The sequence below is a fragment of the Alteromonas sp. ALT199 genome (assembly GCF_018619335.1).
Classification (GTDB): Bacteria; Pseudomonadota; Gammaproteobacteria; order Enterobacterales; family Alteromonadaceae; genus Alteromonas.
The window spans coordinates 32031-48587 of sequence record NZ_JAHHDX010000155.1 but is presented as its reverse complement, the minus strand read 5'-3'; the positions used below and the strand labels follow the sequence as shown (position 1 = coordinate 48587).

Below are 16557 nucleotides of genomic sequence, written 5' to 3'. Positions count from 1 at the left end.
TTCTGAGAGTATACGTAAAGTGCGCGATTTTTGGTTAAAAAAACGGGAGGGAAATTCAATGTTCTATTGTTCTAGGTGGTTCGTGATACCAGAAGTTGGCTTAACTTACGCCATGGGGCAGGGGCTTTGAACTGGAAATTAAGAAGGGGCTGTAAGCCCCTTCTAGTTTGTATCGTTACTGGTTAATAAAGTTATCGAGTTCTTCGCCAGTAATTTTTTTAATTTGTGCAAATAAATACCAAAGCGCGGCAATAAGCAAAATCATGCTTGGGATAACAATGACCGGGTAGCTAAGCGCTGTCATTCGACCCAACTCTTCAGTGTACGCAGTAGTACCGGGCTCACTAACCAATATCATTTTTGCCAAAATATAATTAAGCGCCGAAGAGAGAAAAAAGGAGCTCGCGACAATATAAGAACTTACCGCCACTTTCTTTTTAAACTCTGGCTGCTTTCCTTTGGCATCTAATACCTGATTGAGGTGGGGCCAGTTAATGATCTGGTCGTTCAAAATAAGCATTTTCACCAAAGGCTTGTTAGTGTATTGGGTCACTAACACCGCTATACCGATAATGCCCGGTATGGCCGCTTCTTTAATCGCAATGTACTCTGCTGGCAGTTTAAGTAAGCTAAACCCGCCGGTAAGCAACACGCTGATAATCCCGAGAATAGAAAAGCCGTTTACCTTTCCTGATTCTTTTAGGTCCCATAGACCGTAACCAATAGGGAAGCTGAGTGCAGCTACGATACTCCATGCTGGCCCTAGGTAATCTTCTGAACTTGCATAGCTCATCAACACCACAGGAATAACAATGTTAAACGCGAGGTTGCCGAAAAAGCCTTGATTCTTTTGAGTAGGTTCTTGTACTGCTGACATATCTTTTAATAACGTCTTATCTTAAGGCTAATTATACGGAAAGTAATTAGCGTGCCCAGTGCCATGCGGCAAATAAGCCACCAATAAAGCCAAATAAATGATATTCAAAGGAAATAAATTTCGACGTGGGAAGTACACCAACTAACATTCCGCCGTACAGTGCAGCTACTACCAGTGATATGAGCAAATACCGCACTTTATTACTTCTAAAGCCAGCCAGTACGAGAAAGCCGAAATAGCCATATACCATACCGCTTGCGCCAATATGCGTAGCGGTTCTGCCAAACAGCCATACGCCTATGCCACCTATAAGGAGTGCACTAAGCGTTGCGATGAGAAACGTACGTTTTCCCCATTGCATAGTAAGCCACATAAACAGCAAAAGAGGCACTAAGTTTGCCATCAAGTGTGTCGGCGTGCCATGAAGGAAAGGGGCTGTAAATATATAGGGCAAAGTAGATAGGGTACGAGGCACTACACCAAACTGATTAAGCGCATTGCCAGTGAGTAAGTTAGCCACCTCTATTACAATTAATAGTGCACCTAACGTTAGCAGTACGCGAATTTGAAATGAAAGCGGCTTCATATAAAGGCCCCTTAGATAGATTACAAAATAATATGGGGAAGGTAGCGAGAAAGATCTTGGGTGATGGCAGAGGCATCTTCTCTAACCGAAATACCCGCTGGCATGTCGTCTACTAACCAACTACCTATAAGTGTATGATTACCCTCAAAAACAGGCAATGGTTCAAAAGCTTGAACAATAAAACCTTCTTCACCATAAGGTCCGTCACTTAAAATGCTCTCAACACCACCTTCGATAATCGATACGTTGGCTCCCTCTCTAGAAAAGAGGGGCTTTTTAATCCACTTGCCGGACAGGCTATTTGCATTTATTTCGTCTGAAAAATAAGCGGGAAGTAGGTTAGGGTGACCTTTAAATTTTTTCCAAAGCTGGGGAAGCAGCGCTTTATTTGAAATAATTGATTTCCACGCGGGCTCTAACCAATTTACTTTGGCGTCTTCTAATACGTCGCCAAACTCTTCGCGCAGCATAAATTCCCAAGGGTAAAGCTTAAAACAATCAGTAATAGGGGCATCTTTAAGGTCAGTAAAAACACCGGTGTCTGCCAGCCCAATATCTTCGATAAACACAAAGTCAGCCATAAGCCCAGCTTCTTTGGCGCAGTCTTGAAGGTATTGCACGGTTCCGCGGTCTTCAACAGTATTTTTGCAGCACGCCATATGTAGTTGGTTTATATTGTAGTGCAGCGCAATTTCACGAAAGCGATGAACTAACTTTTCTTGCAAGCTGTTAAACTGGTCGGCATGCAGAGCAAGTTTGCCTGCATCAACATTTTGTGAAAGCCACAGCCATTGCCAAAAACCGGATTCATACAGGCTGGTGGGTGTATCTGCATTGTTTTCAAGAAGTTTTGCCGGACCTTTACCGTTGTAAACAAGGTCAAGGCGAGAGTACAAACTTGGGGCTCTTTCGTTCCAGCTATTACGTACTAAATCCCAATGCTGCTCGGGGATGCAAAAGCGAGTAAGTAATTGTTCACTATTAACCACATCTTCGGTAACCGCCAAGCACATTTGATGTAATTCGGCAGTGGGGTCTTCAATGTCGTTTTCAATTTGTGCTAGTGTGAATTGGTAGTAAGCACTTTCATCCCAGTACGGCTCGCCGTACATAGTGTGAAAATGGAAACCAAACTCATTGGCCAACTGCTGCCAGCCCTTACGAGGCTGGCAAGGCATTCTAAACATTCTTATCCGCCCCAGCCGCCTTTACGGCTACTGCTACCCCAAGATGACTTAGCGCGCACACTGCTGCCAAAGCCGCCCCGTTTCATAGTGCGGTTCACCGTCGGTTTTGGTTTATAAACGCTTTTGTTTACGCGGTAATTTCTTTTTCGAATATCGCCATCGAAGACATAACCGTCTGCGGTTATCCAGCGTGAACGAAACGGTGAATTGTATGAATAGGAGGTATATAAGGGTTGTGAGTAGTATCGACTTGGTGAAAGCAGAGAACTCACCATATAGCCTGCCATGAACGGCATGAAAAAGCTGCTGCCACTGTTATTTACGTATTGGCACTGATTAGGGCCAAACTCGTGCTCACAGTCGTATTCAGAATTAAAGCGTGGACTGGTGCGCATAGCTTCATCCACCGCCGTTTGATAGGCAGCTTCACAGCGTTCTACCGCATCTGGGTAGTCTTGCTTACAATCTTCTAGCGACGTGTAAATAGTGGCATCTTCTTTTTCACCACCACAACCACTAAGGATGACGCTAGCCACGCCTAACGCTAAAGGCTTAACATTAAAACCTTTACGCATACGGTTTAGGTTAATGTGCTTAGTGCGCTTCATAACTGGCCGCTCACTTTGCTGGTTATCAACAATTTGACGTTCTAGGTTACTTTTATCAGTCATTGCTGCCCCCTTAATAGGTCATGCAAGCGGCGTTTAGTAAGCCTACGGCAATAGACATGCTGGCAAGCATAACACCTGCAGAGACTTCGTTATTATTAATACGCTCCGCGATTTTGGGCATAAAGCTGAAACGCAATATGGCAAACGCAAGAGATTGAGCAATAACAGCAACAAGCGCCCAGATAGCAAAATCCACCACGGCAACAGAGTTTGAGGCTGCGCTGCCAAGAGCTATCGCAAAACCGATAATAGCACCGCCAAAGCCGATGGCTGCTGCTGCATTTTTTTCTTCTTTTACCAGCTTCCATTCATCGTGAGGGGTGACCAAGGCGTACACTAATTTGAAGATAAACAAGAAAACAATCGATAGGCCAAAGTACAGCGCAAAGTTATCCAGGCCGGCCAAAGAGTGCATGATGGTATCCATAGTTATTCCTTTTTTTATTAACCGTTTATTGTGATGTCCGCAGGCTCAACATCGAACCCCGTTGAAATCACTAAGCATCTGTCTAAATTATTACCCACTTGTTTTTCTTCACCGACAACAAGCAAGGTCTCAACTCTGTCGTTACTGATGGGGCGTTCGTATAACATCATAAACTGATCTGTTTTACTGACATCACCATCTTCTTCGTAGGTCGTTTCGGTTACCGCAACTGGCGGTGATTCGTCGCCCACAGCTCCCCATACACGGGTGTAAACCTTGCCCTCAAGCTCGTAGGTAGGCTGACTGATTACGCTCTTTAAACATTCATTCCACTGTGCGGTATTGCCAATGGTTTTTGTCTCATAAAAGTGCCAAAGCTTAACATCAGTGATGTGGTTCTCTGATAGTCCGCCATCGGTGACCACCTGTAGAAAGCCATCATCGTCAGTATAAAAACGAAGCAGTGTGCCGCCAGTATCCAAGGGGGCTTCACCTACCGCTTGAATTAACTGAGAACGTGCTGCGCCTTCAATGGTCAGTTCTGGCTCCAATAACGAAAGCTTTAAGTTATCTAACTCGAAAGAACCACCTAAATAAAGTCCCATTATCTCTGGCGACTTAGGTTTTTTAGGTTCTGATTTTTTAAATAGTTTACTAAACATGTTTACGCCTCTTAATCAGCGTCCAGTGAGGACCAGTTTATTGCGTTAATGCGTCGCTCAGCAATATAAAACAAGGTGTCACCTGGGTTTAACGTAGCGTCTAACGGCGGGTTTACCACCATTTCTTTAACAAGGCCGTTGGGCGCATAACCGATAAAGATGGCATCGTGTTTACGCTTTAAATTGATAAATAATTTGGCAACGGAAATCGCTTGGCAACTTTGCGGTATTTTTACTGAAAATTGTGCTTGTCCTTCATCAATACTTAGCAAATCGTGATGAAGCATGCTTGAGCCTGGATCAAATGCCGCTTTAACCAGCATTTCGATTGCCACACTGGGCGTGCATTCCACTTTAGGGCAGTGGTCCTGAAGCAAATTAACTAAGCTGTCATCGTCGAAATAGGCCACTTGATGTGCATCAGGATTGCGCTTAGTACAATATAGCGCGGTAGTCATGGTGACATCATCTTGCGGGTTATCGATAAGAATGGTTTTAGCACTAGCTACACACGCGCGGTCCATATCTTCGTCTTTGTTGAACGAATCTACTTTTACAAACTCAATGACGCCAGGCATGGGGTTGGTAATATCAGCTTTTACGCAAAGCACAATGTCTGGGCGTTCGGACATGGCATCACGCTCTTGAAGAATTAAATCAAGCAGCATCATGGTGCGCTGCTCATTCCATCCTATTACCAAGATGTGTTCATTTAGCATCAAGCTATTCATACCTAACAATCCTTTCTTCCACGTTAATGAAACCCAAGCTGCGATTCGACCAATCACCATGGCGAAAATACTCAAACCAAGCGGTATGACATAAAGCGCAACAACTAATTTTCCTGCTGATGTGGCAGGAGACAGGTCGCCATAACCCACCGTTGAGGCAGTGACCGCCAACCAATAGATAAAGTCGGTTTTAGCAATTAAGTCGTGTTCACCTGTAGCGTAAAGAAGCCAATAGCTTGTTACTGCGTAAAAAGCGGTGGCACCAACAATGGTGTACCAGCGAGATTCTGCAAAGTATTGCAGCATGACTTTTCGCAGTTTAATCCATGGAGACATAAAACAAACAGCCCTTGTTATGCGTGCCCTTACTCTGCCTTGAAGTGCTTGATTTGTCTAGGTTAGGTTGTTGTCATCTGGCAACTTATGCAGAAAATTTTTGTAACAAGAATTAAAAATGGGAGCCGTTGGCTCCCATTTTTTAACTTACTTGCCTAGAATTCGCGCCAGCTCGTCATCGGCCGAGGTTTTACCCCCTTTGATGCCTGCTTCAGATAGGCGTTTTTCTAAGTCGCTGCTCGACTCTTCGCCAGCTAGTTCCTCAGCTGCTTGAAGTTCTGCGTTGCGCATCTTTTGCTTATCCTGAATGCGAGACAAAGACTCAGTAGCTGTCTTCATTTTGCTGTTCGCGCCCATGTGGCGTGAAGATACTGCAACCTGCGCTTTTTGAACACTTTCAGTAGCTTTAACCATATCCACTTGCTGTTCTAAGCGACGTAAATTCGCTTTAGCTTGCTGAATATTATTAGCCAACTGCTTTTCAGACTGTTTGAACTGATCAAGGTAGGTTTGCTCTTGCTCACGTTCTTCTTTCAACTCTGACACTTTCTGAGCACAGTCAAGAGCAAGCTGTCGATCGTTATCTATCGCTTTACGCGCATGCTCTTCGTACTCGGCTATTGACGAGTTAAAGCTATCTACTTTCTGTTGAGAAAGTTTACATTTCGCCAAAATCTGCGTTCGTGCATGATCAGACTTGCGTAGCTCTTCTTTGGCTTCTCTAATTTCTTGTTCCAAAATTCGAATTGCCTGACTGTCTGCAACAGACTGCGCAGCTTCGGTAGCACCACCTTTTACTGCAGTAATTAGTTTTTTCCACACTGACATTCGCTTCTCCTTAAGAAGTAAATTTTAGTTAAGGTGTGTTTCGTAGGCATCTAAGAACGATGCAACATTCTGAAACAAGGTTTCAACTTCAATAACAATACTTTCGGCTTTCGACTGAGCACTTAGTGCGCCAAAGGCGGTGTAATATTCTTCGCCACCAATATTTGAAATACCTACCGTAGTAAGAGGAAACACCATATGGGTAGATAGTATTTCATGGTCAAGCGCTGGCTTATCTTTTACTTCCGATGCAGCAAACAAGAGACTCTCTACTAAGATTTGCTCTCCGCTAATAGCAAGCCATGCATCAATGCCATCTTGATTAGCAATAAGTAAGCAGTTTTCCTCATGTGTTACCACAAAGTCATCGTGCTCTTTAAATAAGGCTTCGATGCTTTCCAGTTCCCAGCTCATACCTTTCTCCTTTAGTTATTAAAGCGACAATGTTGAAAACGAATGTCGTAAACGTGGTGCTTTGTGACGCATTGCTTAGCTTAAATCGGTGTTGAAACACAAAACCTAAACCTTGCATTACTAAAAGAACAACCGCAGTTACTGTAACGACTATTTACGTCTTCGCCAATATCTTGACTTGCAGTGTAGACCTGTTGTGCCATAATCGTCAACATTAAATGCATGCTATAAGTGTAAAAAAGTGTGTTTTTGTAAAATATACATCACATTTGTGTGGTTTTTGGAGGCTGTGTGAACACAGGAAATACGCAGAGTGCAAAGAATGCATGGCGACAAACGGTTGCAAGAGTCGTTAAATCTGAAATGTCTGTGCGCGGCGTAAAATATCAAGCGCTAAGCCAAAGGCTTGAAGAAATTGGCGTGGATCAAAGCGCTGACAATTTAAGAAATAAAGTGAATAAAGGTATTATGGGGGCCGATTTATTGCTTCAGATTTTATACGTGCTTAAAGCTCGACCGTTAGATGCTGCGCTTTTAGAAGAAATCTTAACTGATCTTAGTGCGTCGAAAGAGTAGAATAGGGCAGATAAAAAAGTACCCAGCAAATGCCGGGTACGAACGATAAGGAATGTTATGGGAGAACATCATCACTATCTGGAGCGGATATTAATCGTTTAAGCATATGCTCGCTAGTACTAAAATCAACTAGTGCGTATTTTGAGCGATAAGTAGGTATTAATATCTATACTTATAGCCTGAGAGGTAGGATTTCTAAGACTTTGGTCGACATCGGTTTCTGTGAAATTTCGCAACTTTAGTATAATTACCTCCTCTTAATATTGTGTTAAACCATAAAGAAAGCAACATAAATTGCGTTTAAATTAAGAATCTATTATCTATGAAACTATCTGAATTCAGCTTTTCGCTTCCACAAAGCCTAATTGCAAAATATCCCACCGAAAATCGTTCAGCCAGTCGCCTCTTGCAGCTAGACGGTAAATCGGGTGACGTTCGCCACAGTATGTTCGCTGATATGGTTGAACTTTTAGAAGAAGGTGACTTGCTGGTTTTTAATAATACCCGAGTTATTCCCGCACGACTTTTAGGTAAAAAAGAAACTGGCGGACAAGTAGAGGTGCTGATTGAACGTATTACCTCAGACAATACTGCGTTGGCGCATGTGCGCGCGAGTAAGGCACCTAAGCCGGGAACTAAGCTTATTCTTGAAGGAAAAGTAAATGTGACGGTTACGGGTCGAGACGATGCGCTATTTATTTTGCAATTTGATCACGATGAAACTGTGCTATCACTGCTGGAAGCACATGGGCATATGCCGCTTCCTCCCTATATTGACCGCCCGGACGAAAACTCAGACAAAGAACGCTACCAAACCGTTTACAATCAAAAGCCAGGCGCTGTTGCAGCACCAACTGCAGGACTTCATTTTGACGACGATATTTTACAAGCCCTAAAAGAGAAGGGTGTGAACTTGGCTTTTGTAACCCTGCACGTGGGTGCAGGTACCTTCCAACCCGTGCGGGTTGACAATATTCTTGAGCACAAAATGCACGCAGAGTTTGCAGAAGTCCCCCAAGAAGTCGTTGACGCTGTGTTAGCTACAAAAGCTAATGGAAAGCGTGTTATCGCAGTGGGCACAACCTCTGTACGCTCGTTAGAGTCGGCGGCAAAGGCAAGTGCAGAACGTGGTGGTAAAGAAATTATTGCAGCCTTCAATGAAGACACAGAGATCTTTATATACCCAGGCTTTGAATTCAAAGTAGTAGACGCCATGTTCACTAACTTTCACCTTCCAGAGTCTACGCTAATGATGTTAATTAGTGCATTTGCCGGTAAAAACAACGTGATGAATGCCTATCAAGAAGCGATAGAAAAAGAGTATCGATTCTTTAGTTACGGCGATTCTATGTTTATTAAGCGCGCCTGAGCACATAAGTCTACGTTCAATAGCGCTTAAATCGGTGTTTTTCAGGCCTTTCTAGTTTAGTTACAGATAAACATAGATACGGGGCATGATCTCAGCTGAATTACTGGTATAATCGCCGCCAATTTATTTTTATACCCAGCGCAGAAGCGCATAAAAGTGGGAATGCTTTCACATGCAATTTGAGTTGTTAAAAACCGAAGGCCGAGCACGACGCGGTCGTTTGGTGTTTGAACGCGGTGTTGTCGAAACTCCAGCGTTCATGCCAGTTGGTACTTACGGTACTGTTAAGGGAATGACCCCTGAAGAATTAAAAGACAGCGGTGCACACATCTGTCTTGGAAATACCTTTCACCTAATGCTACGCCCTGGTACTGGTATTATTCGCCAGCACGGCGATCTGCACGACTTTATGAATTGGGACAAACCAATTCTTACTGATTCGGGCGGTTTCCAAGTATTTAGTTTGGGTGACTTGCGTAAAATTACCGAAGAAGGTGTAACGTTCCGCTCTCCAATTAATGGCGAAAAGATTTTGCTTACGCCTGAAAAGTCGATGGAAGTTCAGCGCGATTTGGGTTCTGACATCGTAATGATTTTTGACGAGTGCACGCCGTACCCTGCTACTGAGCAAGAAGCGCGGGTTTCAATGGAAATGTCGCTGCGCTGGGCAAAGCGCAGTAAAGAGGCCCACGGTGATAATCCTGCGGCACTGTTTGGTATTATCCAAGGCGGTATGTACGAAGGGTTACGTGATGTTTCACTTGCTGGCTTAGAAGCTATTGGCTTTGACGGCTACGCTATCGGCGGCCTTTCAGTAGGCGAGCCAAAAGAAGACATGATCCGCATTATCGACCACACTGCACCAAAAATTCCAGAGGACAAACCTCGCTACCTAATGGGCGTAGGTAAGCCAGAAGATTTGGTTGAGTCTGTGCGCCGCGGTATCGATATGTTTGACTGTGTTATGCCAACGCGTAACGCGCGAAACGGTCATTTATTTGTGACAGAAGGCGTTGTCAAAATTCGCAACGCGAAGCACAGAAATGACACCTCACCATTAGATGAGAATTGTGATTGCTACACTTGTAAAAACTATTCTCGCTCTTATCTACATCATTTGGACAAGTGTAACGAAATATTGGGTGCGCGCTTAAACACCATCCATAACCTTCGTTACTATCAGCGTGTTATGCAGGGTCTTCGCGATGCGATTGACGCAGGTACGCTTGATGAGTTTGTACAAGAATTTTATGAACAAAAAGGGTTGCCGGTTCCGGCACTATAACAACGATAATATTTGGGGAATTTTATGAGCCTATTTATCTCGAACGCTTACGCACAGTCTGCTGGTGCGCCGCAAGGTGGCGGTATGGAAATGATCATCATGCTAGCTGTATTTGGTTTAATTTTTTACTTCTTGCTTTACCGCCCACAGGCTAAGCGCGTAAAAGAGCATAAAAACCTAGTATCTTCGCTAGGCAAAGGCGATGAAGTATTAACACAAGGTGGTTTGGTTGGAAAAATCACTAAAGTGTCAGAAGAAAAAGACTTCATTGAAGTTGCACTTAACGATTCAAACAATATCGTTGTTCAGAAGTCTTCAGTAACTGCTGTGCTGCCTAAAGGCACCATGAAGTCACTGTAAGTAGCAATCGCCGGGGCCGGGACGCTTTCCGGTACTGGCACGAAAGGATTATCCAGTGCTAAACAAAAACTCTATTTGGAAAGTACTGAGTGCACTCATTGTGGTTGCAATGTGTGCACTTTACGCACTTCCTAACATTTACGGTGAAGATCACGCCGTACAAATCTCAGCCGGTCGTGATGCCGTGGTAACTAACGCCACTGTTGAACAAGTAAAAGCCGCGCTAAGTGAAAAAAACATCTCTCCAAAGCGTGTTGAGTTCGAAGGTGAACAAATTTTAGTTCGCGTTTCAGACTCAGACACCCAGCTAGTTACTCGCGAAACGTTAGAAAAAGCGCTTGGCGATGATTACTACGTTGCCATGAACCTTGCCCCTGACACGCCAGAGTGGCTAGAAGGTTTAGGTGGCGCGCCAATGAAACTGGGTCTTGACCTTCGCGGTGGTGTTCATTTCTTAATGGAAGTGGACATGACGGAAGTTATTACCAAGTCGCTCGAAGACGCAGAGAGTGGTTTTCGTACCTCACTACGTGAAGAAGGTATACGTTATCGTGGTGTAAAGCAGGTTGATGATCATATCGACATTACTTTTCGTGATGAAGATGCGCTAGATAAAGCGCAATTTTTCCTGCGCAACCAGAGTCGCGACCTTACCTTTAACCAAGTGGACGACTTAACGCTTCGCGCTATTTTCGCTGAAAGTAAGCTACAAGAAATTCGTGACAACGCGGTTAAGCAAAACATCACTATTATTCGTAATCGTGTTAACCAGCTTGGTGTTGCTGAGCCTCTTGTTCAAAAACAAGGCGCAGACCGAATTGTTGTTCAGCTTCCTGGTATTCAGGATACCGCTCGTGCCAAAGAAATTCTAAACGCCACAGCCACTCTTGAATTTCGCATGGTTGACCAGAAAAATGACATCCGTGATGCATTGAACGGTCGCGTTCCTCCTGGCTCTCAGGTGATTGAAGATCAGCAAGGCATTCCTCAGCTACTCGAAAAGCGTATTATGCTTACAGGTAGCCATATTATAGATGCGAACAGCGGCGTTGACGAATATGGTCTGCCAAATGTAAATATCTCGCTAGATTCGGAAGGCGGTAACAAAATGTCTCGCTCAACCCGCGGCAACATTGGTAAGCCAATGGCTACGGTCTTTATCGAGTACAAATCTACCGGAGAGCGAAATGACGACGGTAAACTTGTGTTTGAAAAGCATGAGCAAGTTATCTCAGTTGCCACCATTCGTGCACAACTTGGTAGCAAGTTCCAAATTACTGGTCTTGATTCACCAAAAGAAGCACGTGATTTAGCCTTACTACTTCGCGCTGGTGCACTTATTGCGCCTATTCAAATTGTTGAAGAACGTACCGTTGGGCCAAGCTTGGGTAAAGAAAACATTGAGCTCGGCATGCAAGCGATCACATACGGTCTGGCTGCAGTACTTGTATTCATGCTGATTTACTACAAAGCGTTTGGTGTGGTAGCAAACATTGCACTTGTTACTAACTTAGTCATGATTGTAGGCATTATGTCGATGATCCCTGGTGCTACATTAACCCTTCCGGGCATGGCGGGTATCGTACTTACCGTTGGTATGGCGGTAGACGCAAACGTGCTTATTTTCGAGCGTATCCGGGAAGAACTTCGCGATGGACGCAGTCCGCAACAAGCTATTCATCAAGGGTACGACAGCGCGTTCTCAACCATATTGGATGCGAACATTACGACTTTTATTGCAGGTATGATTTTATTTGCAGTGGGTACCGGCCCAATTAAAGGCTTCTCTATTACGCTAATGATTGGTATCGCAACATCTATGTTTACCGCTATTTTGGTTACTCGCGTTATCGTTAACGCAGTATGGGGTGGTAAACGTGTAGAGAAATTGGCGATTTAAGGAGCGTAAAATGCAGTTATTAAAATTATCCGAAACCGTTAATTTCATGAGCCTTCGCATTCCAGCGATGGTGCTGTCGACAATACTGATTCTAGGCTCGTTTGTTTCTTTAGGTGTAAATAGCCTTAACTGGGGGCTAGACTTCACGGGCGGTACACTTATTGAAGTAGGCTATGAAGACGCAGCAAATTTAGAAGCTATTCGTGCGCAGCTTAATAAATCAGACTTCGAAGATGCCATTGTACAAAATTTTGGTAGCAGCCAGGATGTACTTATCCGCATTGCGCCACGTGACGGTGTAAAAGCAGTAACCATTGGTGAGCAAGTACTAGCTGCGCTGCGCGCGGACGGTACTGCGGTTGATATGCGTCGTATCGAGTTCGTAGGTCCTAACGTAGGTGAAGAGCTTACCGAGCAGGGCGGCCTTGCGATGCTAGTGGCACTCTTGTGCATCCTAGTATATGTAGCAATGCGATTTGAATGGCGATTCGCTTTAGGCTCAGTGGCTGCGCTAGCTCACGACGTTATTCTTACACTAGGCTTGTTCTCAGTACTTCAAATTGAGTTCGACCTAACAGTACTTGCAGCGGTACTTGCGGTAATTGGTTATTCACTTAACGATACCATTGTTGTGTGCGACCGTATTCGTGAGAACTTCCGCAAAATTCGTAAAGGTGAGCCTATTGAAATTATCAATATCTCACTCACGCAGACCCTAAACCGTACTATCATCACCTCATTAACCACGGTGTTGGTTTTAGTTGCGTTATTCTACAAGGGTGGTGCGCTTATTCACGGGTTTGCAACGGCGTTGCTATTCGGTGTGGTGGTAGGTACTTACTCATCGGTGTATATCGCGAGCTCAGTGGCACTTGCGTTAGGTATTAGTAAAGAAGACCTAATGCCACCACAAGTGGAAAAAGAAGGCGCAGATTTAGATCCTATGCCTTAGTTTTATCCGCCTGATACGCACAAAAAACCGCATCTCGATGCGGTTTTTTTATGACTTATGAACGGTGAAATTGATTGCTAATTAGGAGCTAATACCTGCTTTAGGCTATCTTTATACCGCCTTGAAAGTGTCACAGTTTGCCCATTGTTAAGTAATATCGACCCATCTCCTGTTTCTTCATAACTTATAGACACAATGGCTGGTATTCGTACAGCGTGGGACCGATGTACTCGCATAAAGCCTTGATGTGCCCCTTCTTCACAGAACCGGCTAAGGGTATAACGCAAGGGGTAAACGCCCAAGTGAGTATGAAGGTTAATATAGTTTCCTGATGCTTCTACTCTCTGTATATCAGTTACTTGAACCAAAAACTCCTTGTTGAGTTTCTTCACCAGCAGATAGTCGGGCAATGAGTCGACAGCGTTGTCATTTGAATCTTGCACTGTATCGCTAGTGATAAGTGAGGCTTCACCTATTAGACGTTGGTATCCAAACCGTGCAATATAATAAAAAGTAACCAGAGTAATATAGCCCCATACGTCCTTTCGATATTCGTAGATGAATTCGTTGAACCATATCCCAAAGTCATAATTGCGCTCTGAAAATAAATAGGCAAGCTTTCGAAACGCTACCATTAATGATACGTGTGCTACCGAAAAAAGACTGGCAAAAGCGAAGTGCCACCCTAGCCAAGATACTCCTAACTTTTCTTTTTGCTCGAGTTTGCGTATCGCGATGATTAGGGGTATTACGAGTAATGACGTACTCAGAGCACTGGAGTATTCCCATACATACGGTTCCCAAAGTGCCACATTGTTACTGTCGCTTCGGGTAAATTCAGTCCATTTAGACGCCGCATTGATCGAGTTATTAATAAATAAGTAGGCAGTAAGTAAAATAAATGCCGCGTATTTATGTTTTGGTTCAGTATTCCTAAGAAACTGACTCCATTTTTCATCCCAACTATTCACCACTTAACCCTTTTTCCCATACTTTCCGTCACTTAGGCGTTTGCTATCGAACGTCTATCACATTAGATGCAATACATTAGTTAAGCACTATTGAATAGGAGCAAAGACATTGACGCAAGTATATGTTGGTCAAAAAGCACCATTTATTAAACGAAATTCAAAGACTGAAACTCAAGAGAAGGCCGCGGCTGAGAGTCCACTTACGAAGCGTTATTTCGAGTTAGACGCGCTGCGCGTCATCGCATTTGGTGTACTTATTTTGTACCACATCGGAATGTATTACGTTTTTGAGTGGGGTTGGCATATCAAAAGCGATGTGCAGTTTCCACTGTTACAAGATGTGATGATATTAACCAATCAATGGCGCATGTCTTTATTATTCTTAATATCTGCAATGGTATTTACTGTTGTTCTGCACAAAGCATATGACAAACCGACGTCTCGCTTGCGTGTATCCCTTTTACTGTTGGGGAAGAGGGCACTGAGAATACTAATTCCACTTGTATTCGGTATGTTCGTTATTGTTGCACCACAAGTTTATATAGAGTGGACGGTAAACGGGGAGTTAAATATGTCGTTTATCGAGTTCTACATTGCCTACATCAATCCAAATACCGACGTGTTTACCGAGAAACAATCAGTAATAGGCTTACTAACGTGGAACCACCTTTGGTTTTTACCTTACCTTTTTGTGTACAGCGCTATCATTTTGCTGCTTTTTCCGCTTATGAGATTTATGGAAGTGACAAAGTTGAGAGCACTCGATAGCTTGCCGCTGTTTAGCGTGATAGTGGTAACGTTCATGACTGTCATATGGTTGAATCTTCGCGCGGCATACCCCACGTCTCACGACTTGCTTAACGATTGGTATAGCCACGCAAAGTACTTTTTTGTGATGCTGGTAGGAATAGTGGTTGTGCTTAGACCCGCATTGTATGCTGCAATTATGAATTCCCGTTACGTGAGCTTAACCATAGCGATATTGCTTTACAGCATCATAATTTTAGACCGGCACGACATGCTTGGTCCTACAGGACAGTTAATGGAGTCGTCACGTGGGTTTCGTATTTTGGTTGGTGTAATCGTTGTGCTTAATCATTGGTCGTGGCTAGCGGCAATATTGGGGTTTGGTCGAAAACATCTGTCTAGCCCGAGTAGGGTGGTGAACTACTTGAACAAAGGGGTATTACCTTACTATATAGTGCATCAAACGATCATTGTGGTGGCGGCGTTCTACTTGAACTCTCGTGTTTCATCTACAATCGGAGAGTTTATTTTGATAACGCTAATAACCGTTATAGGGTGTGCAATGACATACGAAATCGCGAAGCGTTTTTTAGTACTAAGGTTTTTGTTCGGTCTTAGGTTTAATACCAGCCCTCATAGATCATTACCCACTCAGCGAGATTTAAAATGTTCGTAATCGCGGCGCGTTATCGCAGGTATAGTGGTTCTACATCAAGGTGACAAAACAAAGAGTGAGAAAGAGAAAAAAGGCGCTATGTCACTTCATGTCATAGCGCCTTCGTTTTTAACTGTGCTTCGTTTATTGGCGCAGTTTACGTGCTTAAAAGCAGTTTATTTTAGGTGCTTCTTACTTAAGGTGCTTAACTAGGCCTTGAACTACTTTTGCACTACCAGCAACGATTTCGCCTTTATGTAGCGGGTCATTATTGCCTTTAAAATCTGTTACTAGCCACCAGCTTCGCGAACAATAAGCTCTCCCGCGGCGATATCCCAAGACTTAATACCACGCTCCCAGTAGCCGTCGTGACGGCCTGCAGCAACGTAAGCAAGGTCTAGCGCTGCGCTACCTGCGCGGCGAATGTCACCCACTTCGTGGAAAATTTTGTTTAAACTTAGCGCGTACTCACCAAATGCAGCTTTGTTCTTAAAAGGTAATCCAGTAGCGATAATGGTTTCGGTAAGGTCGCGAGGCTTAGACGCGCGAATACGATAACCATTAAGCTGTGCACCTTGGCCGCGGCTCGCGGTAAATAATTCGCTGCGAATTGGATCGAAAACAACCGCTTGGTCTAGACGACCTTTGTGAAGAAGTGCAATTGAAACGGCAAAGTGAGGAATGCCTTTTACGAAATTGGTGGTGCCATCTAGCGGATCAATAATCCACTGATAGTCGGTTTCTTTGCCGTGAACTTCACCAGACTCTTCGCCTAAAAAGCAGTGTTCTGGGAATGATTGCTGAATTTTATAAATAATTGCTTGTTCTGCTTCTTTGTCAACTTGTGTAACGAAGTCGTTCAAGCCTTTTGACTCTGTTGCTACTTCATTATGTTTTTCAAAACCACGAACAATAACTGTTCCAGCCGCACGCGCAGCGCGCACCGCAATATTCAGCATAGGATGCATAGATAAACCACCAATTGTAAAAGACCAATGTAACGAACCAGCTGTATAAAAAATA

Annotated in this window: 17 protein-coding genes and 1 pseudogene; 7 read left to right on the top strand and 11 right to left on the bottom strand. The window is 43.8% G+C overall.

Going from position 1 to position 16557, the window contains the following annotated elements; genetic code table 11:
• Nucleotides 1-175: 175 nt before the first annotated feature.
• From KL866_RS17765 to KL866_RS17725, 9 genes are all read right to left on the bottom strand, one after another.
• A complete protein-coding gene (locus KL866_RS17765; protein WP_025255943.1) occupies nt 176-877 on the bottom strand; it encodes a VC0807 family protein in 702 nt (233 codons plus the stop codon).
• A gap of 46 nt (nt 878-923) precedes the next feature.
• On the bottom strand, nt 924-1463 hold the full coding sequence (locus KL866_RS17760) for a rhomboid family intramembrane serine protease (RefSeq protein ID WP_118493205.1): 540 nt from the start codon (nt 1461-1463) through the stop codon (nt 924-926).
• Nucleotides 1464-1483: 20 nt separating this feature from the next.
• Nucleotides 1484-2650 (bottom strand): glutathionylspermidine synthase family protein, encoded by a 1167-nt coding sequence (locus KL866_RS17755; RefSeq protein WP_214996265.1) that lies wholly within the window; start codon nt 2648-2650, stop codon nt 1484-1486.
• 2 nt (nt 2651-2652) lie between these two features.
• A complete protein-coding gene (locus tag KL866_RS17750) occupies nt 2653-3321 on the bottom strand; it encodes a DUF1190 family protein (protein ID WP_025255940.1) in 669 nt (222 codons plus the stop codon).
• Between the two features lie 10 nt (nt 3322-3331).
• The gene (locus KL866_RS17745) at nt 3332-3748 is read right to left on the bottom strand and encodes a DUF350 domain-containing protein (RefSeq protein WP_214996263.1); all 417 of its coding nucleotides are present in this window, start codon (nt 3746-3748) and stop codon (nt 3332-3334) included.
• A gap of 17 nt (nt 3749-3765) precedes the next feature.
• Complete coding sequence (locus KL866_RS17740; protein WP_214996261.1) at nt 3766-4410, bottom strand: YjfK family protein; 645 nt, start codon at nt 4408-4410, stop codon at nt 3766-3768.
• A gap of 11 nt (nt 4411-4421) precedes the next feature.
• Nucleotides 4422-5477: a potassium channel family protein gene (locus tag KL866_RS17735; protein ID WP_025255937.1), complete on the bottom strand. Its 1056-nt coding sequence runs from the start codon at nt 5475-5477 to the stop codon at nt 4422-4424.
• Nucleotides 5478-5624: 147 nt separating this feature from the next.
• Nucleotides 5625-6305 (bottom strand): PspA/IM30 family protein, encoded by a 681-nt coding sequence (locus tag KL866_RS17730; RefSeq protein WP_025255936.1) that lies wholly within the window; start codon nt 6303-6305, stop codon nt 5625-5627.
• Nucleotides 6306-6329: 24 nt separating this feature from the next.
• Entirely contained in the window at nt 6330-6719 is a 390-nt protein-coding gene (locus KL866_RS17725; protein WP_118493217.1) for a DUF2170 family protein, read from the bottom strand.
• Nucleotides 6720-7010: 291 nt separating this feature from the next.
• Here KL866_RS17725 and KL866_RS17720 point away from each other — a divergent pair, with 291 nt between their 5' ends.
• The 6 genes from KL866_RS17720 to secF all read left to right on the top strand — a co-directional run bounded on the left by KL866_RS17720 (nt 7011) and on the right by secF (nt 13161).
• Nucleotides 7011-7295, top strand: a complete 285-nt coding sequence (locus KL866_RS17720) for a DUF6471 domain-containing protein (RefSeq protein WP_025255934.1) — start codon at nt 7011-7013, stop codon at nt 7293-7295.
• 322 nt (nt 7296-7617) lie between these two features.
• Nucleotides 7618-8664: a tRNA preQ1(34) S-adenosylmethionine ribosyltransferase-isomerase QueA gene (queA, locus tag KL866_RS17715; protein WP_214996259.1), complete on the top strand. Its 1047-nt coding sequence runs from the start codon at nt 7618-7620 to the stop codon at nt 8662-8664.
• A gap of 172 nt (nt 8665-8836) precedes the next feature.
• A complete protein-coding gene (gene tgt, locus KL866_RS17710) occupies nt 8837-9949 on the top strand; it encodes a tRNA guanosine(34) transglycosylase Tgt (RefSeq protein ID WP_014950189.1) in 1113 nt (370 codons plus the stop codon).
• A 24-nt stretch (nt 9950-9973) separates the two neighbouring features.
• A complete protein-coding gene (gene yajC, locus KL866_RS17705; RefSeq protein WP_025255932.1) occupies nt 9974-10309 on the top strand; it encodes a preprotein translocase subunit YajC in 336 nt (111 codons plus the stop codon).
• Nucleotides 10310-10364: 55 nt separating this feature from the next.
• Entirely contained in the window at nt 10365-12209 is a 1845-nt protein-coding gene (gene secD, locus KL866_RS17700) for a protein translocase subunit SecD (protein ID WP_025255931.1), read from the top strand.
• A 10-nt stretch (nt 12210-12219) separates the two neighbouring features.
• Complete coding sequence (gene secF, locus KL866_RS17695; RefSeq protein ID WP_025255930.1) at nt 12220-13161, top strand: protein translocase subunit SecF; 942 nt, start codon at nt 12220-12222, stop codon at nt 13159-13161.
• Nucleotides 13162-13238: 77 nt separating this feature from the next.
• Here the strand turns inward: secF and KL866_RS20595 are convergent, their stop codons facing one another.
• Entirely contained in the window at nt 13239-14135 is an 897-nt protein-coding gene (locus KL866_RS20595; protein WP_311236161.1) for a LytTR family DNA-binding domain-containing protein, read from the bottom strand.
• Nucleotides 14136-14241: 106 nt separating this feature from the next.
• On the opposite strand from KL866_RS20595, the gene KL866_RS17685 reads away from it, so the two are divergent.
• Nucleotides 14242-15555: an acyltransferase family protein gene (locus KL866_RS17685; protein WP_214996257.1), complete on the top strand. Its 1314-nt coding sequence runs from the start codon at nt 14242-14244 to the stop codon at nt 15553-15555.
• Nucleotides 15556-15726: 171 nt separating this feature from the next.
• On the opposite strand, the pseudogene suhB reads toward KL866_RS17685, so the two are convergent.
• Nucleotides 15727-16502 (bottom strand): annotated as a pseudogene (gene suhB, locus KL866_RS17680) (inositol-1-monophosphatase).
• Between the last annotated feature and the right edge of the window lie 55 nt (nt 16503-16557).